The following is a 21,680-nucleotide window of genomic DNA, read 5'->3' on the forward strand; positions in this document are numbered from 1 at the left end:
TAGCTGCCTGCGGCATCGCCCGGCATCATGGCGCCTGCCGGCGCGATACGCGCGCCGCGGACGCCGCCTCGCGGCGCTCCTTCTACGACTCGGGGCGTTCATGCGCATTCGCCGTTGCAGCGTGCTGTTCCTGGAGCCGCGCGAAGACGTGGCTTTCGATCTGTCGTCGCTGCTGTCCGGCGGCGCCGGACTGGCGCGGCGACGGCGCTGGCTGGCGCTGGCCGCGCATCTGGACGGCGAGACCGAGATCGACGCGGCGCAGCGCGAACTGCTCGGCCGGATCGGCCCGGGCGAATGGGTCGACGCGGCGGCCTTCGACGCCGACGCCGCGACCCTGGCGCGACTGCTGGAGGCCGGCCTGGTGCTGAGCGACGGCGACGAGCCGGCGCGCGCGGCCTGGCGCGAACGCGACGAACGCCTGCGTGCGGCGTACTGGTGGCCGGCCGCGGCGATGATGCACCGGCTGGCGCGCTGGCAGGGCCTGGACAGCGTCGGCGCGATGGAGGCCAACGAACTGCACACCGCGCCGGATCTGCGGCGCAAGCTCGGCGCGCCGCCGCCGCACGCGCCGTCGCGCGCCGATGCCGGGCCCAGGCTGGCCTTGCCGCGCGCCGGCGATACCGATTTCGACCGCCTGCTCGCCCAGCGCGCGACCTGCCGCAACTTCGACCCCGCGCGGACGCTGAGCCGCGAGCTGTTCGCGCATATGCTGCAGCGCGTGTTCGCCGCGCAATCGATGGTCGCGGTCGCCGACGACACGGTGTTCCTCAAGAAGCACTCGCCCTCCGGCGGCGGCCTGCATCCGACCGAGGCCTATCTGATCGTGCAGCGCGTCGACGGCATCGCGCCGGGGCTGTACCACTACCACCCGGTCGATCACGCGCTGGAACCCTTGCCGGCGCCGGACGGCGAGCTGCACCAGTTCGCCCTGCGCGCCCTGGCCGGACAGCATTGGTTCGCCGATGCCGCGGCGATGGCGGTGCTGACCCCGCGCTACGCGCGCAGCTTCTGGAAGTACCGGTACCACGCCAAGGCCTACCGCGCCCTGCTGCTGGACAGCGGTCACCTGTCGCAGACCCTGTACCTCAGCGCGACCGAACTCGGCCTGGGCGCCTTCGTCACTGCGGCGATCAACGAGGTCGACATCGAGCAGGCCTTCGGCCTGGATCCGCTGGTCGAAGGGCCGCTGGCGATCTGCGGCTTCGGCTGGCGCGGCGAGCGCATGCGCAACACCGAGTTCGATCCCAGCGGCGCGATCTGGCCGCGGCCGGCGCGGTAGCGGTCGCGCGCAGGCGTCGCGCGCGGGTCGGCCAAGCGCGGCCAGGACGACGCCATGGCCGCGGTGGCATGCTGGGCCTCCCGTTACGACAGGTGCGACGCGCATGTGGCCCGACCGCCGTATCCAGGACTTGTTCGGCATCGAACTGCCGATCGTGCAGGCGCCGATGGCCGGGTCGAACCTGGCCGAGCTGGCGATCGGCGCCGCCCGGGCAGGGGCGCTCGGTTCGCTGCCGTGCGCGACGCTGAGCGTCGAGCAGGCGCTGGCGCAATGCCGGCAGGTGCGCGAGGCGACCGCTGCGCCGCTGAACCTCAATTTCTTCTGCCATCGCCCGCCCGCAGCGGACCCGGCGCGCGAGGCGGCCTGGCGCGAACGCCTGGCCGGCTATTACCGCGAATACGGCCTGGCCCCGTCGCTGCCGACGACGCCGTCGAGCCGGGCGCCGTTCGACCCGGCGTATTGCGAGCTGGTCGAGCAGGTGCGGCCGCAGGTGGTCAGCTTCCACTTCGGCCTGCCGGCGCCGCCGCTGCTCGAACGCGTGCGCGCGACCGGCGCGCGCATCGTGTCCTCGGCGACCACGGTGGCCGAGGCGTGCTGGCTGGAAGCGCACGGCTGCGATGCGATCATCGCCCAGGGCGCCGAGGCCGGCGGCCATCGCGGCGTATTCCTGTACGACGGCCCGCTTAAAGACGGTGTGTCGACCCAGGTCGGCCTGTTCGCGTTGTTGCCGCAGGTGGTCGATGCGGTGCGGGTGCCGGTGATCGCCGCCGGCGGCATCGGCGATGCGCGCGGCATCGCCGCCGCATTCGCGCTCGGCGCGGCGGCGGTGCAACTGGGCACCGCCTATCTGTTCTGCCCGGAGGCGAAGCTCTCGCCCTTGCACCGGCAGGCCCTGCGCGAGGCGCGCGACGACGGCACCGCGCTGACCAATCTGTTCACCGGCCGGCCGGCGCGCGGCATCGTCAACCGCTTGATGCGCGAACTCGGCCCGGTGTCCGCGCTGGCGCCGGAATTCCCGCTCGCCGGCGGCGCGCTGGCGCCGTTGCGCGCGCCGGCCGAAGCCGCCGGCGAGGCCGGCTTCATGCCGCTGTGGTCGGGGCAGGCGGCGCGGCTGGGACGCGAGTTGCCGGCGTACGAGTTGACGCGCGCTCTGGCGCAGGAAGCATTGGCGTTGTTGCGGCGCTGAGGGGGCGGCGATAGCGCCGGAGCGGTAGAGCGGCAGGGCAAAAGCAAATCCCCCCTACCCCCCTTTTTCAAAGGGGGGAACAGCCGTGGCGGCTTCATAAGGGAACAGCCCTTGCGCTCTTGCCTTTCCCCCCTTTGAAAAAGGGGGGTAGGGGGGATTTGCTTTTCGGCTTCCCCGCGCCGCAACCCGCGAGCGGCGAACCCTCAGGCTTTCGGCAGTTCCGGCAGGCCCAGGTCGCGGATCACCGCCTCGAGGTGGCCGATGGTGCTGATGTTCGCGTTGACCTTCACCGCCATGCCGCCGCCGCCGTGGATGAAGGTTTCCGGACGGTAGACCGTGGTGTCGCTGCCGAACTTGCCGACGTCGCCGTCGATGTCGTCCAGGGCGAAATGCAGCTGGCTGCGCAACTTGTCGAGCTGGCCGTCGTCCATGCTGTTGACCCAGTCGACGAACTTCTTCTGGTCGGCCGGATTGTCCAGCTTGTAGCCCTTGTCGGTGGCGTAGCGGGTGAGCAGCGTCACCGGGCTCCAGCCTTCGCCGCTCTGGTCGACCAAGGCTTTGGAGGTGGCTGCGTCGAAGCCGGCATGGCTGAGGAACTTGGCCGAGGTTTCGTTCATGTGCGCATTGGAGTGATCGACCCGGTCCTTCATGGTCAGGCCGATCGTGCCGATCGCGACCAGGGCGATGCCGACCGGGCCCAGCCAGCTGCCGGCGCCGAGCGAAGCGGCCAGGCTGGTGCCCGACAGCGCGGCCATGGTGCCGCCGACGCCGCTGACCGCGTACAAGCCGGCGCGGACGTTGTCTCCTGCGGAGTAGCTGGTCGCCGCCGCCCAGTAATCGAGTCCGGCGCTGAGGTGGCCGAACACGCGGTCGGCGCGGGTCATGCGGCCCGGGTCGATGCTGCTGCCGTCGTTGGCGCGGTTGCCGGCGCCGAAGCGGCCCAGGGCCGAGTTCTCGGCGACCATGCCCAGGCCGACCGCGAGCTCGGTGCCCTTCTGGCCCAGCGAGGCGGCGTCGACGATGGCCTTGATGTCGTTGCGGTTGGCCAGGGTGAACTGGCCGTCGTTGGCCTTGCCCTGCGAGTTGAGGTAGCCGATGGTGGCGAAGCCGACGCCGACCATGCGCAGCACCTGGCCGACCGGCTGGTTCTTCTCGAAGGTCGGGCGATGGCCTTCGGCGGTGAAATGCCGGTCGACGTTGTCCATCGCATCGGCGTGGGTCTTGAGCTTGTCGACGATCTGCTGGGTGCCGTCGCCGGCCGCCGGCAGGCTCTTCTTCAACTCGTCGACCAGCTTGACGTAGCTCTGGTACTTGCTGCTGTCGACGTCCATGCCGAGCGCCTTGACCAGGGTCGGGTTCTTCAGCCGCTCGATCGCCTGCTCGGCCTGCTGGATGCTGGCCGGGTTGCGCGGGTCGTAGTTCTGCGCCGCCGCCAGCACGTCGTTGCGGATGTAGGCGTTGGCCAGTTCCTTGGTCAGCTTCAGGCCCTGTTCGCCGAGCTTGGCGTCGTAGGCGTTCTTCTGCATCAGCCGCTTGCCGGCCTCGCTGTCGATGTACTCCGGATGCTTCTTCAGCGCCAGGCTGATCGCGTAGGAGGACTTGGAGTCGCCGAGGATGCCTTCGATGGCCTTGTCGGCGGCGGCCTTCTGATCCGGCGGCAGGTTGCTCAGGCTTTCGATCTGATCGAGCAGGGTCTGGCCGCCCTTGGCGACCTTTTCTTCCATCGCCTGGATGTTCTTTTCCCAGTTCGGATCTTTCTTCAGCTGGTCGGCGGTGTAGTCCTGGATCGCCTTGTTGAGCTGGTCCGGCGTCATCGAGCCGCCGTGGTTGCTGATCAGCCAGGTCAGCTCGTCGGTGGCCTTGGCCAGTTTGTCGACGTCGCCGTTGAGGCTGCCGGCATAGGTCTTGACGCCTTCGATCGCGGTGGCGGTGATGCGCTCGCCGCCGCCGGCCTTGGCGATCGCGACCAGCAGGTCCGGGCGCGCGCCTTCGGTCACGGCGAGGTGGATCTGGCTGGCGTCGACCGGCAGGTCGGCCATGCGCTGGACCACCGCAAGACCGTCGGCCGTATTGCCGACGCGTCCGGCGATGTTCACCAGCGCGGTGGTGCCTTCGATGCCCAGGCGAATGCTGTAGCCGTCCTTCTCGGCGCGCTGGAAGAAATCGCTCAGCGCATCGGTGCCGCGTCCGGCCAGTTCGTTGGCGATGCGCGGATCGGCCTTCTCGACCAGGGCCTGCAACTGCAGCAGGCTTTCCTTCGGCGGCGCGCTCGGGCCGCTGCGCGAGTTCTCCCACGGTTCGCCCTGCAGCGGCTTGGTGAACGACGGTGCGATCTTTTCGTCCATCAGCTTGTCGAAGCCCGGGCTGGACAACAGTCGCGTCTGCGCCTCCGGCGACAGCTTGGGCAGGTCGCGGCTCAGCGACTCGACCGCGCCCTTGGCGTCGCCCATGGCGTTGGCGGTCGACAGCGCGGTGTCGACTTCGTGCTGGACGCCGAAGTCCTTGACCGCTGCCTCGGCCGCGGCCTTGCCGGCCGGGTCGTTCTCGTAGCGCTTGATCACCGCCGCACCGTACTGCTCGATCGCCTTGCTGTCGAAGATGTCGCCGGTCGGCCGCGAACGGGCGGCGAACTCGGCCTTGATCTCGGCGCCGATCGCGTCGCGCAGTTCGGTGCGCGCGGTGTTGGCCTGGCCGGCGTAACCGCTGCGCAGCGGCTGGTAGTCCGGGTCGTTGTGGTTGCGCTGGTAGCCGCTCTCGAACGCGGTCAGGTTGTCTTCGGCGGTCAGGTACTTGCTCATCGCCTGATCGCTCTTGCCCTGCTCGGGCGTGGCGTTCGGCGCCGCCTTGGGTTCGGCGTGCTGCTTGATCGTCGGCACGATCAGGTTCTGCCCCGGCTTCACGCCGTCCGCGCCGAGCTGGTTGCGGTCGGCGATGTCCTGCGCGGTGACCGGCGCTTCCGGCGTGCTGTACTTCTGTGCGATCGACTCCAGGCTCTCGCCGTTCTCGACGGTGTGGAACTGCTCCTGCGGCTGCGGCGGCGGCACCGTTTGCGCCGGCTGCTGGAAGTACTGCGGGTAGTAGGACACGCCATCGAGAGTCGGGAAGCCCATGGGGCGATCGCCTGGGTGAGGGGAGGTCGGCGGATTAGAACAACTCGCGACGACCTCGCCTAGCTAGGGCGATCACGGATGTGTTTTGTCATCGAAACGACATGTTTTCGAGATGTTTTCGCGATCCGCGATATGTACGCAATGCGTGCGTTCGCGACTCTGATCACGGATGTCGCGAGCGGTGAATGGTTTATCCCCATCGTCGCTGCGAAGCGTCGCGCTTGCGCTCGAACCCGCAAGCGTGGCGCGCTCCGTGCGCGACGGGCCATGCGACCGCAGCGCGAGCAGCGCCGACGCTGCGACCGGCCCGTCGCTGCGCACGGGCGAGTCTGCATCGGCATGCGTCGGCATCGGGCGACGCGACCGCGTAGCCAACGACGCGCGCCGATGCCCGCCGATGCCGCCGCGCCGGTCACATCCGCCGCGGTCATCGCGTCTGCTGTTCGACCTGCGTCCTCGATCAGGAGTCGGGCCGCGATGCTGCGAGGGTAGCGGGCTTGCGCGCCCGCCGCGGCGCGGCGGAGCCGGCTACCGGCGCTCCCGGACGGGCTGCTAAGCTGGGCCCGACCCCGACAAGGACGAGGTGCTCCGCCCGGATGGCGAGAATTCGCCCTGGGCCTTGATCAGCATGAGGCAGGTGGCAGATGAGCAACCCTGGGGTCGCGGCCCGGCACGAAGTGCGCAGCCATGGACGTCGCGTCCTGGCCGGCGAGCGGCCGCCTGTGCCGGGCCGCCACCGATTGCTGCGGCTCCGGCCGACGCCGGCATGCCGATGGATGAGGCCTAGGACGGCCCGATGAGCGGATTCGTCGATGCGCCCGGCCGCTGTCCGGCGTTGCGTGCTCGCGCCGCACCGCTGCGGCGGAGCGCCTGCATCGCGCTGGCGCTGTGGGCGCTGTGCGCGACCGCCCAGGCCGCCGCCGACTGCGGCGCGCCGCGCGCCATGCGCACCCTGCCGCAGCCGACCCTGTGCCTGCAGCGGGCCGGGATCGCGCCCACCGCCGCCGACGGCGGCGCCGCGGCCCTGTTCGCGCATGCCAAGTCGCAGTTGGACGCCGGCCGTTTCGAGCAGGCCGAACGCGCGCTGGATTGCGCCGAGGCGGTGATCGGCGCTCCCGGCGACGCGGGCCTGCGTTACGAACTGGTGCGGCGGCGCGGCATTCTCGATTTCCGTCGCGAGGCGATCGTGCAGGCGCTGGCGCGCTTCGAGTGCGCCGCGACCCTGTCGGCGCAGCTCGGCGACCGCGCCGCGACCGCGCGCGACCTCAGCAACGTCGGCGCCGCCCTGCGCCGGCTCGGCGATTTCCGCGGCGCCCTGCGCAGCCTGACCGCGAGCCTGGAGATCCAGCGCGCGCGCGGCGAAATCTCCGGCGCGGTGCTCAACAACCTCGCCGACGTGTACCGCGAGCTCGGCGAAACCGCGCCGGCGATGCGCTACTACCGCGACGCGCTGGCCGCCTACCGGGCCAAGGCCGAGCCGGTCGAGGCCGCGCACGTGCTGGAAACCATGGCCGAGGTCGCGCTGGACAGCGGCGACGCGCGCCAGGCCGCCGCCTGGCTGCAGGAGGCGCTGACCGAGTACCGGGCCGACGGCAACCGGGTGTACGAGTTGCGCGTGCACGACGGGCTGACCCGGGTCGCCCTGTCGCAGGGCGACATCGCCCAGGCGCAGCGCTGGAGCGCCGCCGCATTGGCCCTGGCCGATGCCTGGAAGCTGCCGTTGCCGCCCGCGCTGCAACTGCAGATCGCGCGCACCGCGCAGTTGTCCGGGCGCACCGCGGTCGCTGCGGCGCGGTTGCGCGAGGCGCTGGCGGCCGTGCCCGAGGGCGATCCGATGCGGGTGGCCCTGCTCGAGGCGCTGGCCGCGGCGCAGGAAAGCGCCGGCGACGCCAGCGCCGCCAACGCCACCTTGCGCGAGGCTCATGCCAAGGCGATCGCCCTGGCGCGCGCCCAGCACGACCGGCAACTGGATTGGCTGCGGGTGCGTTTCGAATCGGCCGAACAGCAACGCACCATCGCCGCGCTGGAGAGCGAGAACCGGCTGCGCAGCGCCCAGTTCCGCCAGCGCACGCTGATGCTGTGGTTCGCCGGCGCCGCCGGGCTGGCGGCGGTGCTGGGCGTGTGGCTGCTGCTGCAGCGGCGACGCCAGCGCGAACGGCTGCGCGAGGAAGCGCGGCGCATCCGCCACGAGGAAGAGTTGGCGCGCTACCGGCGCGAGGCCGACGCCTTGGCCGAAGACCGCAGCCTGCTGCAGGCCTTGCTCGACAGTCGCGACGACGCGCTGTGCCTGCTCGATGCCGAGGGCTTGCTGTTGGCGGTCAATCGCGCCGGCCGGCTGCGCCTCGGCGCCGGCGACGAGGCCAACCTGATCGGGCAGCCGCTGTCGGCCTTCGTCGACGAAGCCGGCGGCGCGGCCCTGGCCTCGGCGCTGGAACGCATGGAAGACAGTGCGGCGCAGCGCCTGGCCCTGGCTACGCGCCAGGGACTGCCGCTGACCGCGGCCTTGGAACCCTGGGCCGGCGGCGACGGCCTGGTGGTGCTGGCGCTGCAGCCCGCCGGCACGGGCGCGGCGCCGCCGCAGGCCGTCGCGCTCGCCGCCGTCAACGACGCGGTCCACGACGCGGTCCACGACCCGTCGTCGGGCGCGGTGAGCATGTCGGATACGGCGGATACGGCGCAGGCCGCGATCGCGGCGCCCGCCGACGGCAGCGCCGATGCGGCGGTGCGCGACGGCTTCCGTCGCAGCCTGGTCGAGCTGATGCTGGCCACGCTCGAGGCCTGGGAGCGCGCCACCGGCACCGGCCGGCTGGAACTGGCCGAGAAGAGCCGGATCTGGCGGGTCAACATCGACGACGGCCGCCTGCGCGCGCGGGCGCTGGAACGCTATCTGGCGGTGTCCAAGCTGCCGCGCAACCCGCGCTGGCGCGACGTGCTGCGCTCGGCCTACTACGTGCTGAGCCGTTGCGACGGGCTGCCGGCCGACAGCCGCGCCGCCTTGCAGCAACGCGTCGACGCGGTGTTGGCCTACACCCGCCGCGACGCGATGGTGTGAGCGGCGTCCCTGCCGCATCGGTTCACCTGGCCGGCGGCGGCGGACACACCGCGCAAACGCCGGTGGCGCCGTCGTCCAGGCGGTACTCGGTGTGGTGGCCCTTGCCGGCGTAGCTGTCGGGCGCGAACACGAAGGGCACGGCGTCCTTCAGCGGCGCGACGATCTTGCAGTAGGCGGCGAGGGTGGCGCTGGCGGTGAGCCAGTCGTCCTTTTCGACGATGCCGCACTTGGCGGCCACTTCGCGCAGCTCGCCGCCGTCGAACTCGAACTTGCCGACGATCTCGGCCTCGCGCTTGCTGTCCAGGCACCAATCCGGCGGCACGGTCTCGTGCGCCTGGGCGCTGGGAACCACGACGAAGGCGGCGGCGACGGCGAGCAAACAGGGTGATAAGGCACGGACGCGAAACATGAGCACTTCCTGGTGGCTGGGAGGCCGCTCCAGGGTAGGCGGCGGCGGCGCGCGCAGGCCAGCGAAGCCGCGGGTACAAAACGGGAATAAATTCGGCTAAGGCCTTGTTTCGACGGATAAGTCGATGTTCTTCGGTGGCTCGGCGCGCGCCGCGTACCGGCCTTAGCCTTGCCCATCGATCGCTCGCGCCAGCACCTCGAACACCCGACGGTCGCCGGATTGGGCGACGTTGAAGCGCAGGAAATCGCCGGCGCTGTGCGATTGGCTGAAGGCGTTGCCCGGCGCCAGGATCACCCCGTCCTTCAGGCACGAGCGGGCGATCGCGGCGGCGTCGCTGCCCTCGGGCAGCCGGCACCAGGCGAACATGCCGGCCTGCGGCCTCAGCCAGGGCCGGATGCCCAGCGCCTCGAGCCGGCTCAGGGTCGTGTCCATGGCTTCGGCCAGGCGCAACCGCACCGACTCCATGTGCCGACGGTAGCCGGCGTCGGTCAGCGCGGTCAGCACCGCTTCGGCGGCGAGGCGCCCGCCGCCGAAGCTGGTGGCGATCTTCAGGTCGGCCAGGCCTTCGACCCAGCCGGCCGGCGCGGCGACGTAGCCGCAGCGCAGCGCCGCCGAGACGGTCTTGGAAAAGCTGCCGATGTGGACCACGCGCGCCAGGCCGTCGAACGCGGCCAGCCGCGGCGCCGGCGCGGTTTCGAAGTCGGCGAAGATGTCGTCTTCGACGATCGCCAGTCCCGCCGCCTCGGCGATTTTCAACAGCCGGTGCGCGACCACCGGCGACAGCGCCGCGCCGGTCGGGTTATGGATCCCGGAATTGGTGATGTACAGCCGCGGCGCGTGCGCCTGCACCGCCGCCTCGAAACGCTCCAGGTCCGGCCCGGCGGGGGTGTAGGGCACCCCGACCACGTGAGCGCGATGCGCCTTGAGCAGGGCATGGAAGTTGAAGTAGCACGGGTCGTCGACCAGCACGGTGTCGCCGGGTTCGAGCAGGTAGCGGCAGATCAGGTCGATCGCCTGGGTGCCCGACTCGGTCAGCAGGATCTGCTCGGGCGCGGCCTCGACCCCGGTCGCCGCCAGGCGCCGCGACAGGAACCGGCGCAGCGCCGGATGGCCCAGCGGAGTAGCGTACTCGGCCAGTTCCAGGGTGTCGGCGCGCGCCAGCGCGCGCAGTGCGCGGCGTATCCCGGCCTCGTACATCCACGAAGCCGGCAGCCAGCCGCAACCGGGCTTGAGCGCGCCGGCGCCGGTTTCCAGCGCCTGCCGCGACACCCACAGCGGGTCGACCTCGCGATCCAGGCGCGGGCCGATTTCGGTCAGCGCCAGCGGCGCGGCCGGGCCGGCGACGTAGAACCCCGAGCCGGGGCGGGACGCGATCGCGCCCTCGGCCGCCAGGCGCTCGTAGGCCTCGACCACGGTCGACACCGACAACCGCAATGCCCGCGCCTGGGCCCGCACCGACGGCAGCCGCGTGCCCGGCAGATACGTCCGCGAAGCGATCTTCGAGCGCACCTCCGCCATCACCGCGGCGATGCGCGTGCCGTTGCGTTCCATCCGGTCTCCTTGGACTGTACTGGCTCGATTGGCAGAACAGTTACTTCAGATTGTATTGGGATTGTGCCTGTCCCGAACCGCCGCCGGGTGATCTGCTGGACGCCAACGACACAGGAGTCTTCGGTGAAAACGAGCACCCGCGGCTGGATCAACGGCTTCATCGGCGTGGCCATCTTTGCCGGTTCGCTGCCGGCGACCCGGGTGGCCGTGGCCGAGTTCGATCCGACCTTCCTGACCTGCGCCCGGGCCAGCATCGCCGCCGCGCTGGGGCTGGTGCTGTTGATCGTGCTGCGGCAGCCGCGGCCCAAGCTCGCCGACCTGCCGTCGCTGGCGGTGACCGCCCTGGGCTGCGTGGTCGGTTTCCCCTTGCTGACCGCCCTGGCCCTGCAGCACGTCACCGCAGCGCACTCGATCGTATTCGTCGGCCTGCTGCCGCTGTGTACGGCCTTGTTCGCCGTGCTGCGCGGCGGCGAACGGCCGCGGCCGGCGTTCTGGTTGTTCTCGCTGCTCGGCAGCGCCTTCGTGGTCGGCTACGCCGCCTGGGGCGGGATCGAAACCTCGCTGCGCGGCGACCTGCTGATGCTGGCGGCGATCGTGCTGTGCGGCCTGGGCTACGCCGAAGGCGCACGCTTGTCGCGCACGCTCGGCGGCTGGCAGGTGATCAGCTGGGCGCTGGTGTTGTCGTTGCCGCTGATGCTGGCGATCACCGTGTGGACCACGCCAGCCTCGCTGCGCGACGTCGGCGTGCCGGCTTGGCTGGGCCTGGCCTACGTCTCGCTTTTCAGCATGCTGATCGGCTTCGTGTTCTGGTACCGCGGCCTGACCCAGGGCGGCATCGCCGCGGTCGGGCAACTGCAGTTGCTGCAGCCGTTCATGGGCCTGGGCCTGGCCGCCTTGCTGCTGCACGAGACGGTGAGCTGGACCATGCTGGCGGTGACCCTGGGCGCGGTGATCTGCGTCGGCGGAGCGAAGAAGTTCGCGCAGTGACGCGGCCCTGTCCGGCCGGTGCGAAGGCCGGACAAAGCCCGATCCAGCATCGAACCTCCGAACGGCGCAAGGCTGGAAAGCGCGCCGGCGCGGCATCGGCGCGCTGAACAAGAAAGCGGCGGCGGGTGCGTCAGACGCCGGCGGCCATCTGCGCAAGCACGAACCCGGCCCGCTCCTGCACCGACGTCTTGGGCAGGATGCAGGTTCGGTACCCGGCTTCGACGTACGCCGCCACGGTCGCCGGGTAAGACCGGCTCGCGCGTTCGAAGCTGGCATGGCGCTCGCTGTCGTGGACGTAGATCTGCGGCCAAGGCTCGGCGACGAATACAGTGCCGGCGTAGCGATGCCGCGCCGCCGCCGTCCGCTGTTCGGGCGCGATCGGCAGATCCATCAGGTCGAGCCAGGCCAGGCATTCCGGAATGCCGCGGTCGAAAAACACCGGCGGCTTCAGCGACTGCGCCGCCTGGTGCGCCTGGATGTTTCGCGCCAACAGTTCGCGCATGAAGGCCGCCCGGTCGGTCGACGGCAGCAGATGGCCGTTGCAGGCCTTCTGCTCTTGCACGAGGGCGCGCGCCACTTCGGGAACGGTGGCGTATCCCAGCTCGGCCAATGCCGCGAGCAGAGTCGACTTGCCGGCCCCGGAAGCGCCGGTGATCACGTAGAACGGCGGCGAGTCCACGATGCGGCGTTTCCTGAGCCTGATGCCTGAGCGATGCGCGATGCGATTGGGCAGGATGTAAACCGTCGAGTATCCGTGCGGCGTCCGGGCCTACAGCGGCAAGCCGCGAACCGCGGCGGCAGGCGGTACCCGGCCGCCGCGGCCAGGATTCTGGGCGATGACGCCGAGTCTGGCGAGCGGTATCGACTGGGTTTTCGAACACTAGCGTTCAAACACGCGCGACCGTAGGCGAAGGCTGGCGCCGCGGCGGTCGAATCGGCTGCCTAGGCCGCCTGCGAAGCCGTGCCGCCGCGTTCGCCGCGCCGGTAGCCGATCGCCTCAGTCAGGTGCGCGGTGGCGATGGCTTCGCTGCCGGCCAGGTCGGCGATGGTGCGGGCCACGCGCAGGATCCGGTGCAGCGAGCGCGCCGACAGTTGCAGGCCTTCGACCGCGCGTTCGAGCAGGGCCTGGTCGCGCGGGGTGAGGCGGCAATGGGTTTCGGTCTGGGCCTGGTCGAGGCGGGCATTGGGCTGGCCGGCGCGCGCGTGCTGGCGTTCGCGCGCGGCGATCACGCGCTCGCGCACGCAGGCGCTGGACTCGCCTTCGGGCTGGTCCGGGCGCAGTTGCGAAGGCGGCAGGCGCGGCACCTCCAGGTGCAGGTCGATGCGGTCGAGCAACGGCCCGGAGATGCGCGCGCGGTAGCGGCGGATCGCTTCTTCGGCGCAGCGGCAGCGGCCGCTGCTGTCGCCGGCCCAGCCGCAGGGGCAGGGGTTCATCGCCGCGACCAGTTGGAATCGGGCCGGAAACTCGGCGCTGCGCGCCGCGCGCGAGACCGTCACCGTGCCCGACTCCAACGGCTCGCGCAGCACTTCCAGCGCGCGCCGTTCCCATTCCGGCAACTCGTCGAGGAACAGCACGCCGTGGTGGGCCAGCGACACTTCGCCGGGACGCGGGTCGGCGCCGCCGCCGATCAGCGCGACCGCGCTGGCGGTGTGGTGCGGGGCGCGGAACGGACGTTCGCGCCAGCGCGCCGGATCCAGTCCGCGGCCGTTGGCGTGGCCGGCGACCGAGGCCACCGCGGCGGTTTCCAGCGCTTCGTCTTCGCTGGCCTCGGGCAACAGACCGGGCAGGCGCGAAGCGAGCAGGGTCTTGCCGCAGCCGGGCGGACCGATCAACAGCAAGTGATGCGCGCCGGCGGCGGCGATCTCCAAGGCGCGACGCGCCTGCGCCTGGCCGCGCACATCGCGCAGGTCCGGACCGGGCGCGCGCAGCAGGGGCAGGGCTTGCGCCAACGGCAGGCTGTGCCGGCCCGCGAGGTGGCCGCAGACTTCGAGCAAGGTGCGGCCGGTGCGCGCCTCGACCCGGCTGGCCAGCGCGGCTTCGGCGCCGTTGCCGGCCGGCACGATCAGCCGGCGTCCCGCTGCGGCGGCGGCCAACGCGGCCGGCAGCACGCCGTCGATCGCGCGCAGTTCGCCGGTCAGGCCGAGTTCGCCGAGGAACTCGCATTCGGCCAGCGCATCCAGCGGAATCTGCCCGCTGGCGGCGAGGATGCCGAGCGCGATGGCCAGATCGTAGCGTCCGCCGTCCTTGGGCAGGTCGGCCGGCGCCATGTTGACGGTGATGCGCCGTTGCGGGAATTCGAAGCGCGCGCACTGGATCGCCGCGCGCACCCGGTCCTTGGCTTCGCGCACCGCGGCTTCGGGCAGGCCGACGATCGACATCGACGGCAATCCGCCGCCCAGGTGCACCTCGACCCGCACCGCGGGCGCGCGCACGCCGCTGCGGGCGCGGCTGTGAACCAGGGCCAGGTTCATCGATGGCTCCTGGCGGTTTGCGGCGGATATCGAATGGGCATGGCGCGATTCCGAGAACGTAGGGCGGCAGTCTGATCCTCATGGCGGTTCGCCGCTGTCGGCGAGGACGCTGCAGTGCGGTCGGAAAATGCCGTATCGCGGTGTGCGGCTTGGCGCGAGCGGCGTTCGCCGCTTCGATGATTAGCGTTGGTGTTGTCGGTTCTGCGCGTTCCGTGGCCGCGGCTGACGCCGCTCCTGCCAACAGCGACGGATGCTGATCTGCGTGGTTACAGGGTGCGGCAGAACGACGCATCGCCGTGGACCCGACCGCCGCGGGCGGGGCGATGGCAACCGTGGCCGCCGCGGCTGACCACGGTGCCGATCCGGCCTTGGCTCTGGCTGGGCGGGGCGGAGACGCTGCCGTCGGGGTGGTAGCTGGCGCCTTGGTAATACGGGCCCAGGTAACGGCCTTCGCGATCGTAAGGCGTGCAGCGGCCGGGCCAGATGCGTTCGCACAGGGCGCGGTCGGGATAGAGGTCGGCCTGGGCGTCGATGCGGGTCCAGTCGTGGCCGCTGGTGGCCCAGGCCAGACCGAAGCTGATCGCGACGATGGCGAGAGTGAGCAGCCAGCCGACCGGATCGGTGCGGCCTGGGGCGGCGGTAGCGGTCATGCCTTCCTGGCGGGACGGATGCGAAGCAGTCGGCGGCCGCGAGGCTCGCGCTGCGATGGACGTTGGGATGCTTGGAGCGGGGCGCCGGCGTCGCCGGCGCCCCGCATGCGGGCAGGACTGCGGATCGGTCGCGGCGAGCGCGAGGCGGCCCGCGGTCAGTGCTGCGGCGTGGATGCGTTGTCGAGCTGGGCTTCGAGTTCGGCGACGGTGCGCTGCAGTTCTTCGAGTTTCTCGCGGGTGCGCAGCAGCACCGCGCGCTGGACTTCGAATTCCTCGCGGGTGACCAGGTCGAGCTTGGACAGGCCGGTCTGCAGCACCGACTTGAAGTTCTGTTGCAGTTCCTCGCGGCTTTCGCGCAAGCCTGGCGGAACCAGGGAGCTGAGGCGGCGGGCGAGGTCGTCGATGGCGTTCAGATCGATCATGAGGGGAGAGCTCCTCCGGCAGGACGCCAGTGTCGGCGTCGGACCGGGGCGACGCCGTCGGCCGGGGCCGCGGCGGGCTGTGGGAAAAGTCCGAAGTGAATGTGGCGGCCACTACATCACGGCGCCGACGCGGCCGGCAAGCGTCCGCTCGGGCGGTTCGTCGTCGTCTTCATCCACCGTTGTCATCCTCCGACGCATGCCGCGCAGGCAATGTGAACGCCGTCCGACCGCAGGCGCGACGGCGGCCCGGCGTTGCGCGGCTAGGTCGCGACGCGCCGGCGCGCTATCCTGCGCGCCAGTCGACGCGCCGATCCGGGCGCGGCGGACGCAATCGGCGCGGTGGAGGCAGGCGTATGAAGATGGTCATGGCGGTGATCAAGCCGTTCAAGCTCGACGACGTGCGCGAGGCGCTGGCCGAAGCCGGCGTGGCCGGGATCACCGCGACCGAGGTCAAGGGCTTCGGCCGCCAGAAGGGCCATACCGAGCTCTACCGCGGCGCCGAGTACGTGGTCGACTTCCTGCCCAAGATCAAGCTCGAGGTCGCGATCACCGACGATCAGGTCGAGACCGTGGTCGAGGCGATCATGAAAGCCGCCGGCACCGGCAAGATCGGCGACGGCAAGATCTTCGTCTGGGACCTGGAGCGCGCGGTGCGCATCCGCACCGGCGAGCTGGACGGCGACGCGCTGTAACTGCGCTGCTGCGGCATCGTTCCTGCATGCCGTTGCGCTGGGAGCGGGCGGCGCCGATCGGTCGGTCCGTGCGCAAGCGTTCCGGCGAATCGTCAGTTCCTTGATCGCTTTGTTTCGAAGCCGGGCGCGCGTGGACGCGTTCGCCGCGGCGCCTGCCTGAGCGCAATGGTTTCGCAGGCTGCGAGGAGCTCCGCGGCCGGGGTTGCGCGGTCGCGGCTGGTGACCGGAGGAAATCCCCGTGGGGCGCCGCTCCTGCTCCTTGGGCGCGGCGATGCGCGTCGTAGCCCCGCGTTTGGATGCGATGCGGCGGTCGGCGGCGCGCTCAGTCTTCGCGCTCGTGTTCGAGGAAGGCCTGCAGCGCCGGCGCGCGCGGGCGGTTGAGCAGTTCCAGCCGGTACAGGGGGCGGCTCAGCGTCTGCTCCGCGGCGTCGATGCCGTCGCCCTCGGCGCCGAAGCCTATCGTGCGTACCCGGCGCATCGTCGCCAGGTCGGCGACCACGGTTTCCGGGAGCAAGGCGATGCCGGCGCCGGCGGCGACCGCGCGCGCGATCGCTTCGTTGCTGCCGATCTCGATCACCCGCGCCGGGGCGATGGCGTGCGCGGCGAACAGCGACTCGGCGACCTGGCGCGTGCCCGAGCCGGGTTCGCGCAACAGCCAGGTCTGGCGGGCCAGTTCCTGCAGCGACGGCCGGCGGCGGGCGCCGAGCGCGCTGCCGGAGGCGGCGATCAGGCGCAGCGGCTCGCTGCGCCACAGGGTCGACTCGATGCGCGGATCCTCGACCCGGCCTTCGACGAAGCCCAGGTCGACCGCGCAGTCGATCACCGCGCGGCTGACTTCCTCGGTGTTGCCGACCATCAGCTCGAACGCCAGCCCGGGGTGGCGGCGCACGAACGGCCCGATCCGTTGCGGCAGCCAATAGCCGGCGATCGTGGTGCTGGCGCCGATGCGCAGCCGGCCCTGGCGCAGTTCGACCCGGTCGCGCACGTCTTCGATCGCGATCCGCTCCAGGGCGAAGATCGCCCGCGCATGCTCGAACACCGCCCGACCGTGCTCGGTCAGGCGCACTCCGCGCACCGCTTTGGCGTCGCCGCCGCTGCGTTCGATCAGCGGCAGGTCGAGCTGGTGCTCCAGCTCGCGCACCGCCTTGGACACCGCCGACTGGCTGACGAACAAGACTTCGGCGGCGCGCGAGAAGCCTTGCTGCTCGACCACGGTCAGGAATACGCGCAGCAGGTGCAGGTTCATTGCATGAGTCTAGCTCATGGATACTTGAATTATATGTATTGGACTCCCTGAATGGGCAGGCCTACCGTGGCGGCACTTTCCGCCGGAGCCTGCCGCCGTGTCCGCCTTGAACCCGACCTCGTCCGCCCCCGCCGCGCCCCTTGGGGTCCACCGGCAGCGCGGGTTCTGGCCGGGCCTGGCGTTGACCGCGGCGATCGCCGCCGCGGCGATGGGCCTGGCCAGCCTGCCGGCCCTGCAGGGGCTGGGCCTGAGCGCGCTGACCCTGGCCATCGTGCTCGGCATCGCCGCCGGCAACACCTTCTTCCCGGCGCTGGCCCCGGCCACCGGCAGCGGCGTGGACTTCTGCAAGGCGCGGCTGTTGCGGCTGGGCATCGTCCTGTACGGCTTCCGGGTCACCTTCCAGGAAATCGCCGGGGTCGGCTGGGCCGGGTTGGCGATCGACGCGGTGGTGGTGGCGAGCGTGTTCGGTCTGGCGACCTGGCTGGGCACGCGCTGGCTCAAGCTCGACCGCGAGACTTCGATGTTGATCGGCGCCGGCAGCGCGATCTGCGGCGCGGCGGCGGTGATGGCGACCGAGCCGGTGGTGCGCGCGCAGGCGCACAAGGTGTCGGTCGCAGTGGCGACGGTGGTGGTGTTCGGCACCGTCGGCATGTTCGTGTACCCGTGGCTGTATCCGTACCTGGGCCTGAGCGAGCACGCCTACGGCGTCTACGCCGGTTCGACCATCCACGAAGTCGCCCAGGTGGTGGTGGCGGGGCGCGCGGTCGGCGAGACCGCGGCCTCGGCGGCGGTGATCGAGAAGATGCTGCGGGTGATGCTGCTGGCGCCGTTCCTGTTGCTGCTGTCCTCGCGCATCGGCATGGCGGACGGCGGCTCGCGCGCCTCGAAAATCGTGATCCCGTGGTTCGCGCTCGGCTTCGTCGCGGTCAGCGGCTTGAACTCGCTGCATCTGCTGCCGACCACGGTCAAGGCGGCGATCGTGCAGCTCGACACCGTGCTGCTGGCGATGGCGATGGCGGCGCTGGGCCTGCGCACCCATGTCGGTGCGATCAAGCAAGCCGGCGCCAAGCCGATGCTGCTGGCGGCGATCCTGTTCGGCGTGCTGACCTTGGGCGGGTATGCGCTCAATGTCGGCGCGGCGAAGCTGTTCGGCGGCTGATCGCCCGCTGTGGGACGCGCGCTCCTCTGAAGCGCGCGCGCTTGCGATCGGTTCCCTTGCGGTTGGCTCCGTTTGCCCAAGGGGGCTGGCGCCTGCGTCGTTCGGTATCGGCGTGAAGCGACTGCGCGGGGCTTTGTCTGCTGGGCGTGGGGCAGAAGCAAATCCCCCCTGGCCCCCCTTTTTCAAAGGGGGGAATTTCCCAGGCGGGTATCGGGGGCTGGATGGTGTCGGGCTTCGGGCGCGAGCGTGGGCGCGGTGGAGCGGAGCGGCCCGGCGAAAGTGGGCGGCCCGGCAACGGATCGGACAAGACCAAGCCGGATAAAACAAAGCCCCGCGTGTGCGGGGCTTTGTTTTGCGGCTCGCCGCAGCGGTGGCGCTGCGGCGCAGGGCGAGGGCTTATTCGCCCAGCGCTTCGGCGACGAAGGCCGGGGTCGACAGCGCGCCCTGGTGGATGCCGGCGTTGTAGTACTTGGTGGCGAAGCCCTTGGCCTGCGCGTCGGCCTGGCGGAACTCGAAGCCTCCGCTCTTGCGCGCCAGGGTGCAGCTCCACCAGCCGGTCGGGTAGCACGGCTGCGGGAACGGCAGGGTCTTGAAGGTCTGGAAGCCGGCCTTGCCCATCTCGGTGCGCATTTCCTGGATCAGCTTGAGCAGCATCAGCGGCGATTCGGACTGCTGGACCAGGATGCCGTCCTCGCGCAGGGCGCGGAAGCAGCTGTCGTAGAACGCCTTGTTGAACAGGCCTTCGGCCGGGCCGACCGGGTCGGTGGAGTCGACCACGATGAGGTCGACGCTGTTGGCCGGGCGGTTGGCCATGTAGGCAATGCCGTCGTCGAACAGCAACTGCGCGCGCGGGTCGTCGTTGCGGTCGCACAGTTCCGGGAACCACTTCTCGGCCATGCGCGTGACCTGCTCGTCGATGTCGCACTGCACCGCCTCTTCGACGCCGTCGTGCTTGAGCACTTCGCGCAGGGTGCCGCAGTCGCCGCCGCCGATGATGACCACGTTCTTCGGCGCGCGATGGGTGAACAGCGCCGGGTGCGACATCATCTCGTGATAGAGGAAGTTGTCGCGGGTGGTCAGCATGACCGCACCGTCGATCAGCATCAGGTTGCCCCAGTCGGTCGTCTCGTAGATCTCGATCTTCTGGAACGGCGACTGCACCTCGTCGAGCTTGCGGGTGATCCGATAGCCGATCGACGAGCCGGTCGGGTCGAAGTTTTCGTAGTGCCAGGAGGTGTTGCTGCTCATGCCGATGGATTCCGGGTGGCGGGACGCGCTTCCAGGGTAAGCCGCGCCGATGACGGTGGCGCGGCGGGAAGGCGAGGGGGCGATATTGTAAGGGAGTGCGGCCGCCACGCCCTAAGCCGCTCGTTCAGGGAGCCGGGCCGCGCGCGGGAACGCCGGCCGGGCGGCGCGCCGCGGGCCGGGCGAGCGGGCCGCGCGAGTCGGGAAAGCACGCCTGGCGCCGTTGTCCCGGCGATTGTCCGTGCGATCGGCCCGCTCCGGGCGGGACCGGGGGGCGCGACGACGCTAGAATGCCCGTTCCTCCCCGTACGCTGGTAGCACGCCGATGTCCGACTGGTCGCTCGATCAGGCCCGCAAGACCTATTCGATTCCGCATTGGTCCGAGGGTTATTTCGACATCGACGGCGCCGGCCGCATCGTGGTCAAGCCGCGCGGCGAGCGCGGCCCGACCGTGGTCCTGCCCGAGGTGGTCGACGCGGCGCGCGCCGCCGGCGCCAAGCTGCCGGTGCTGGTGCGCTTTCCCGACATCCTAGGCGACCGCCTGGGCAAGCTGCAGGCCGCGTTCGCCCAGGCCATGCGCGATTGGGACTACGCCGGCGGCTACACCGCGGTCTACCCGATCAAGGTCAACCAGCACCAGGGCGTGGCCGGCACCCTGGCCTCGCACGCCGGCGAAGGCTTCGGCCTGGAAGCGGGCAGCAAGCCCGAGCTGATGGCGGTGCTGGCGCTGAGCCGGCCGGGCGGGCTGATCGTCTGCAACGGCTACAAGGACCGCGAGTACATTCGCCTGGCCCTGATCGGGCGCAAGCTGGGCATGGAGACCTATATCGTGGTCGAAAAGCCGTCCGAGCTGGCGCTGGTGTTCGAGGAAGCCAAGGCCCTGGGGGTGAAGCCCGGCCTGGGCGTGCGCATGCGCCTGGCCTCGCTCGGCGCCGGCAAGTGGCAGAACAGCGGCGGCGACAAGGCCAAGTTCGGCCTCAGCCCGCGCCAGGTGCTGGACCTGTGGAAGCAGTTGCGCGACAACGGCCTGCAGGACTGCCTGGGCCTGCTGCATTTCCACATGGGCTCGCAGATCTCCAACGTGCGCGACATCGCCAACGGCATGCGCGAGGCGACCCGCTATTTCGTCGAACTGTCCAAGCTCGGCGCCAAGGTGCGCTACATGGACGTCGGCGGCGGTCTGGGCATCGATTACGAAGGCACCCGCTCGCGCAGCTATTGCTCGATCAACTACGGCGTCAACCAGTACGCCTCCAATATCGTCCAGCCGCTGGCCGAAGCCTGCCAGGAATACGGCCTGGCGCCGCCGCGCCTGGTCACCGAGTGCGGCCGGGCGATGACCGCGCACCACGCGGTGCTGGTCGCCAACGTCTCGGAGATCGAGGAAGCGCCCGAAGGCCGGGTGCCGCCGGCGCACGACGACGAGCCGGCGGTGATCCGCCACCTGCGCGAGATCCACGACGAACTCGACCAGCGCCCGGCGGTGGAGCTGTTCCACGAAGCCCAGCACCACCACGGCGAAGGCCTGTCGCTGTACGCGTTGGGCCAGATCGACCTGACCCATCGCGCGCGCATCGACGATCTGTTCTACGCCATCGCCCATGCGGTGCGGGCGCGCCTGGACGGCGGCGAGAAGAGCCACCGCGACCTGCTCGACGAACTCAACGAGCGCCTGGTCGACAAGTACTTCGTCAATTTCAGCGTGTTCGAGTCGATGCCGGACGTATGGGCGATCGACCAGGTGTTCCCGATCGCGCCGATCGAACGCCTAGGCGAGGCGCCGGACCGGCGCGGCGTGATCGCCGACCTGACCTGCGACTCCGACGGCAAGATCGACACCTACGTCGAGAGCGAAGGCCTGGACAGCTCGCTGCCGCTGCACGCGCTCAAGCCGGGCGAAAGCTACCGGCTCGGCTTCTTCCTGGTCGGCGCCTACCAGGAGATCCTCGGCGACATCCACAACCTGTTCGGCGACACCGACGCGGTGGAAGTGCGCGTCGACGGCGACGGCTACCGGCTGGCGCAGCAGCGCCGCGGCGACACCACCGACGTCATGCTCGATTACGTCGGCTACAAGCTCGCCGACCTGCGCGCCGCCTACCGGGCCAAGGTCGCGGCGGCGAACCTGCCGGCCGAGGAAGCGCAGCGCCTGGACCAGGCGCTGGAAGCGGGCCTGACCGGCTACACCTATCTCGACGACGCGCCGTTGGCCTGAGGACG

The 21,680-nt window shown here is 70.7% G+C and carries 17 protein-coding genes; 7 read left to right on the forward strand and 10 right to left on the reverse strand.

Features of this window, described 5'->3' with window-relative positions; genetic code table 11:
- The first annotated feature begins 100 nt into the window (after positions 1-100).
- Positions 101-1,279, forward strand: a complete 1,179-nt coding sequence (locus K4L06_RS08460; RefSeq protein ID WP_221670983.1) for a putative peptide maturation dehydrogenase — start codon at positions 101-103, stop codon at positions 1,277-1,279.
- 103 nt (positions 1,280-1,382) lie between these two features.
- A complete protein-coding gene (locus tag K4L06_RS08465; protein ID WP_221670984.1) occupies positions 1,383-2,465 on the forward strand; it encodes a nitronate monooxygenase in 1,083 nt (360 codons plus the stop codon).
- Positions 2,466-2,668: 203 nt separating this feature from the next.
- On the opposite strand, the gene K4L06_RS08470 is transcribed toward K4L06_RS08465, so the two are convergent.
- Positions 2,669-5,575, reverse strand: a complete 2,907-nt coding sequence (locus K4L06_RS08470; protein WP_221670985.1) for a LysM peptidoglycan-binding domain-containing protein — start codon at positions 5,573-5,575, stop codon at positions 2,669-2,671.
- 72 nt (positions 5,576-5,647) lie between these two features.
- A complete protein-coding gene (locus K4L06_RS08475) occupies positions 5,648-5,926 on the reverse strand; it encodes a hypothetical protein (protein WP_221670986.1) in 279 nt (92 codons plus the stop codon).
- Positions 5,927-6,371: 445 nt separating this feature from the next.
- Here K4L06_RS08475 and K4L06_RS08480 point away from each other — a divergent pair, with 445 nt between their 5' ends.
- Positions 6,372-8,627: a tetratricopeptide repeat protein gene (locus K4L06_RS08480; RefSeq protein WP_221670987.1), complete on the forward strand. Its 2,256-nt coding sequence runs from the start codon at positions 6,372-6,374 to the stop codon at positions 8,625-8,627.
- 22 nt (positions 8,628-8,649) lie between these two features.
- On the opposite strand, the gene K4L06_RS08485 is transcribed toward K4L06_RS08480, so the two are convergent.
- Both K4L06_RS08485 and K4L06_RS08490 read right to left on the reverse strand, forming a co-directional pair.
- Positions 8,650-9,036, reverse strand: coding sequence for a hypothetical protein (locus tag K4L06_RS08485; protein WP_221670988.1), 387 nt, complete (start codon positions 9,034-9,036; stop codon positions 8,650-8,652).
- A 162-nt stretch (positions 9,037-9,198) separates the two neighbouring features.
- Entirely contained in the window at positions 9,199-10,587 is a 1,389-nt protein-coding gene (locus tag K4L06_RS08490) for a PLP-dependent aminotransferase family protein (protein WP_221670989.1), read from the reverse strand.
- A 123-nt stretch (positions 10,588-10,710) separates the two neighbouring features.
- On the opposite strand from K4L06_RS08490, the gene K4L06_RS08495 reads away from it, so the two are divergent.
- Positions 10,711-11,574, forward strand: coding sequence for a DMT family transporter (locus K4L06_RS08495; RefSeq protein ID WP_221670990.1), 864 nt, complete (start codon positions 10,711-10,713; stop codon positions 11,572-11,574).
- Positions 11,575-11,704: 130 nt separating this feature from the next.
- Here the strand turns inward: K4L06_RS08495 and K4L06_RS08500 are convergent, their stop codons facing one another.
- From K4L06_RS08500 to K4L06_RS08515, 4 genes are all read right to left on the reverse strand, one after another.
- Positions 11,705-12,253: an AAA family ATPase gene (locus K4L06_RS08500; protein WP_221670991.1), complete on the reverse strand. Its 549-nt coding sequence runs from the start codon at positions 12,251-12,253 to the stop codon at positions 11,705-11,707.
- Positions 12,254-12,516: 263 nt separating this feature from the next.
- Complete coding sequence (locus K4L06_RS08505) at positions 12,517-14,046, reverse strand: YifB family Mg chelatase-like AAA ATPase (protein WP_221670992.1); 1,530 nt, start codon at positions 14,044-14,046, stop codon at positions 12,517-12,519.
- 266 nt (positions 14,047-14,312) lie between these two features.
- Entirely contained in the window at positions 14,313-14,696 is a 384-nt protein-coding gene (locus K4L06_RS08510) for a hypothetical protein (RefSeq protein ID WP_221670993.1), read from the reverse strand.
- Positions 14,697-14,851: 155 nt separating this feature from the next.
- Positions 14,852-15,118 (reverse strand): accessory factor UbiK family protein, encoded by a 267-nt coding sequence (locus tag K4L06_RS08515; protein ID WP_064746192.1) that lies wholly within the window; start codon positions 15,116-15,118, stop codon positions 14,852-14,854.
- Between the two features lie 353 nt (positions 15,119-15,471).
- On the opposite strand from K4L06_RS08515, the gene K4L06_RS08520 reads away from it, so the two are divergent.
- Positions 15,472-15,810: a P-II family nitrogen regulator gene (locus K4L06_RS08520; protein ID WP_221670994.1), complete on the forward strand. Its 339-nt coding sequence runs from the start codon at positions 15,472-15,474 to the stop codon at positions 15,808-15,810.
- Positions 15,811-16,132: 322 nt separating this feature from the next.
- Here the strand turns inward: K4L06_RS08520 and K4L06_RS08525 are convergent, their stop codons facing one another.
- On the reverse strand, positions 16,133-17,056 hold the full coding sequence (locus K4L06_RS08525) for a LysR substrate-binding domain-containing protein (RefSeq protein WP_221670995.1): 924 nt from the start codon (positions 17,054-17,056) through the stop codon (positions 16,133-16,135).
- A 175-nt stretch (positions 17,057-17,231) separates the two neighbouring features.
- Between K4L06_RS08525 and K4L06_RS08530 the strand changes: the two genes are divergently transcribed.
- Positions 17,232-18,215, forward strand: a complete 984-nt coding sequence (locus K4L06_RS08530) for a YeiH family protein (protein WP_221673565.1) — start codon at positions 17,232-17,234, stop codon at positions 18,213-18,215.
- Between the two features lie 396 nt (positions 18,216-18,611).
- Here the strand turns inward: K4L06_RS08530 and speE are convergent, their stop codons facing one another.
- A complete protein-coding gene (gene speE, locus K4L06_RS08535; protein WP_221670996.1) occupies positions 18,612-19,463 on the reverse strand; it encodes a polyamine aminopropyltransferase in 852 nt (283 codons plus the stop codon).
- A 322-nt stretch (positions 19,464-19,785) separates the two neighbouring features.
- On the opposite strand from speE, the gene speA reads away from it, so the two are divergent.
- Positions 19,786-21,675, forward strand: a complete 1,890-nt coding sequence (speA, locus tag K4L06_RS08540) for an arginine decarboxylase (protein ID WP_221670997.1) — start codon at positions 19,786-19,788, stop codon at positions 21,673-21,675.
- Positions 21,676-21,680 lie beyond the last annotated feature (5 nt).

The organism is Lysobacter sp. BMK333-48F3 (assembly GCF_019733395.1).
Classification (GTDB): domain Bacteria; phylum Pseudomonadota; class Gammaproteobacteria; order Xanthomonadales; family Xanthomonadaceae; genus Lysobacter.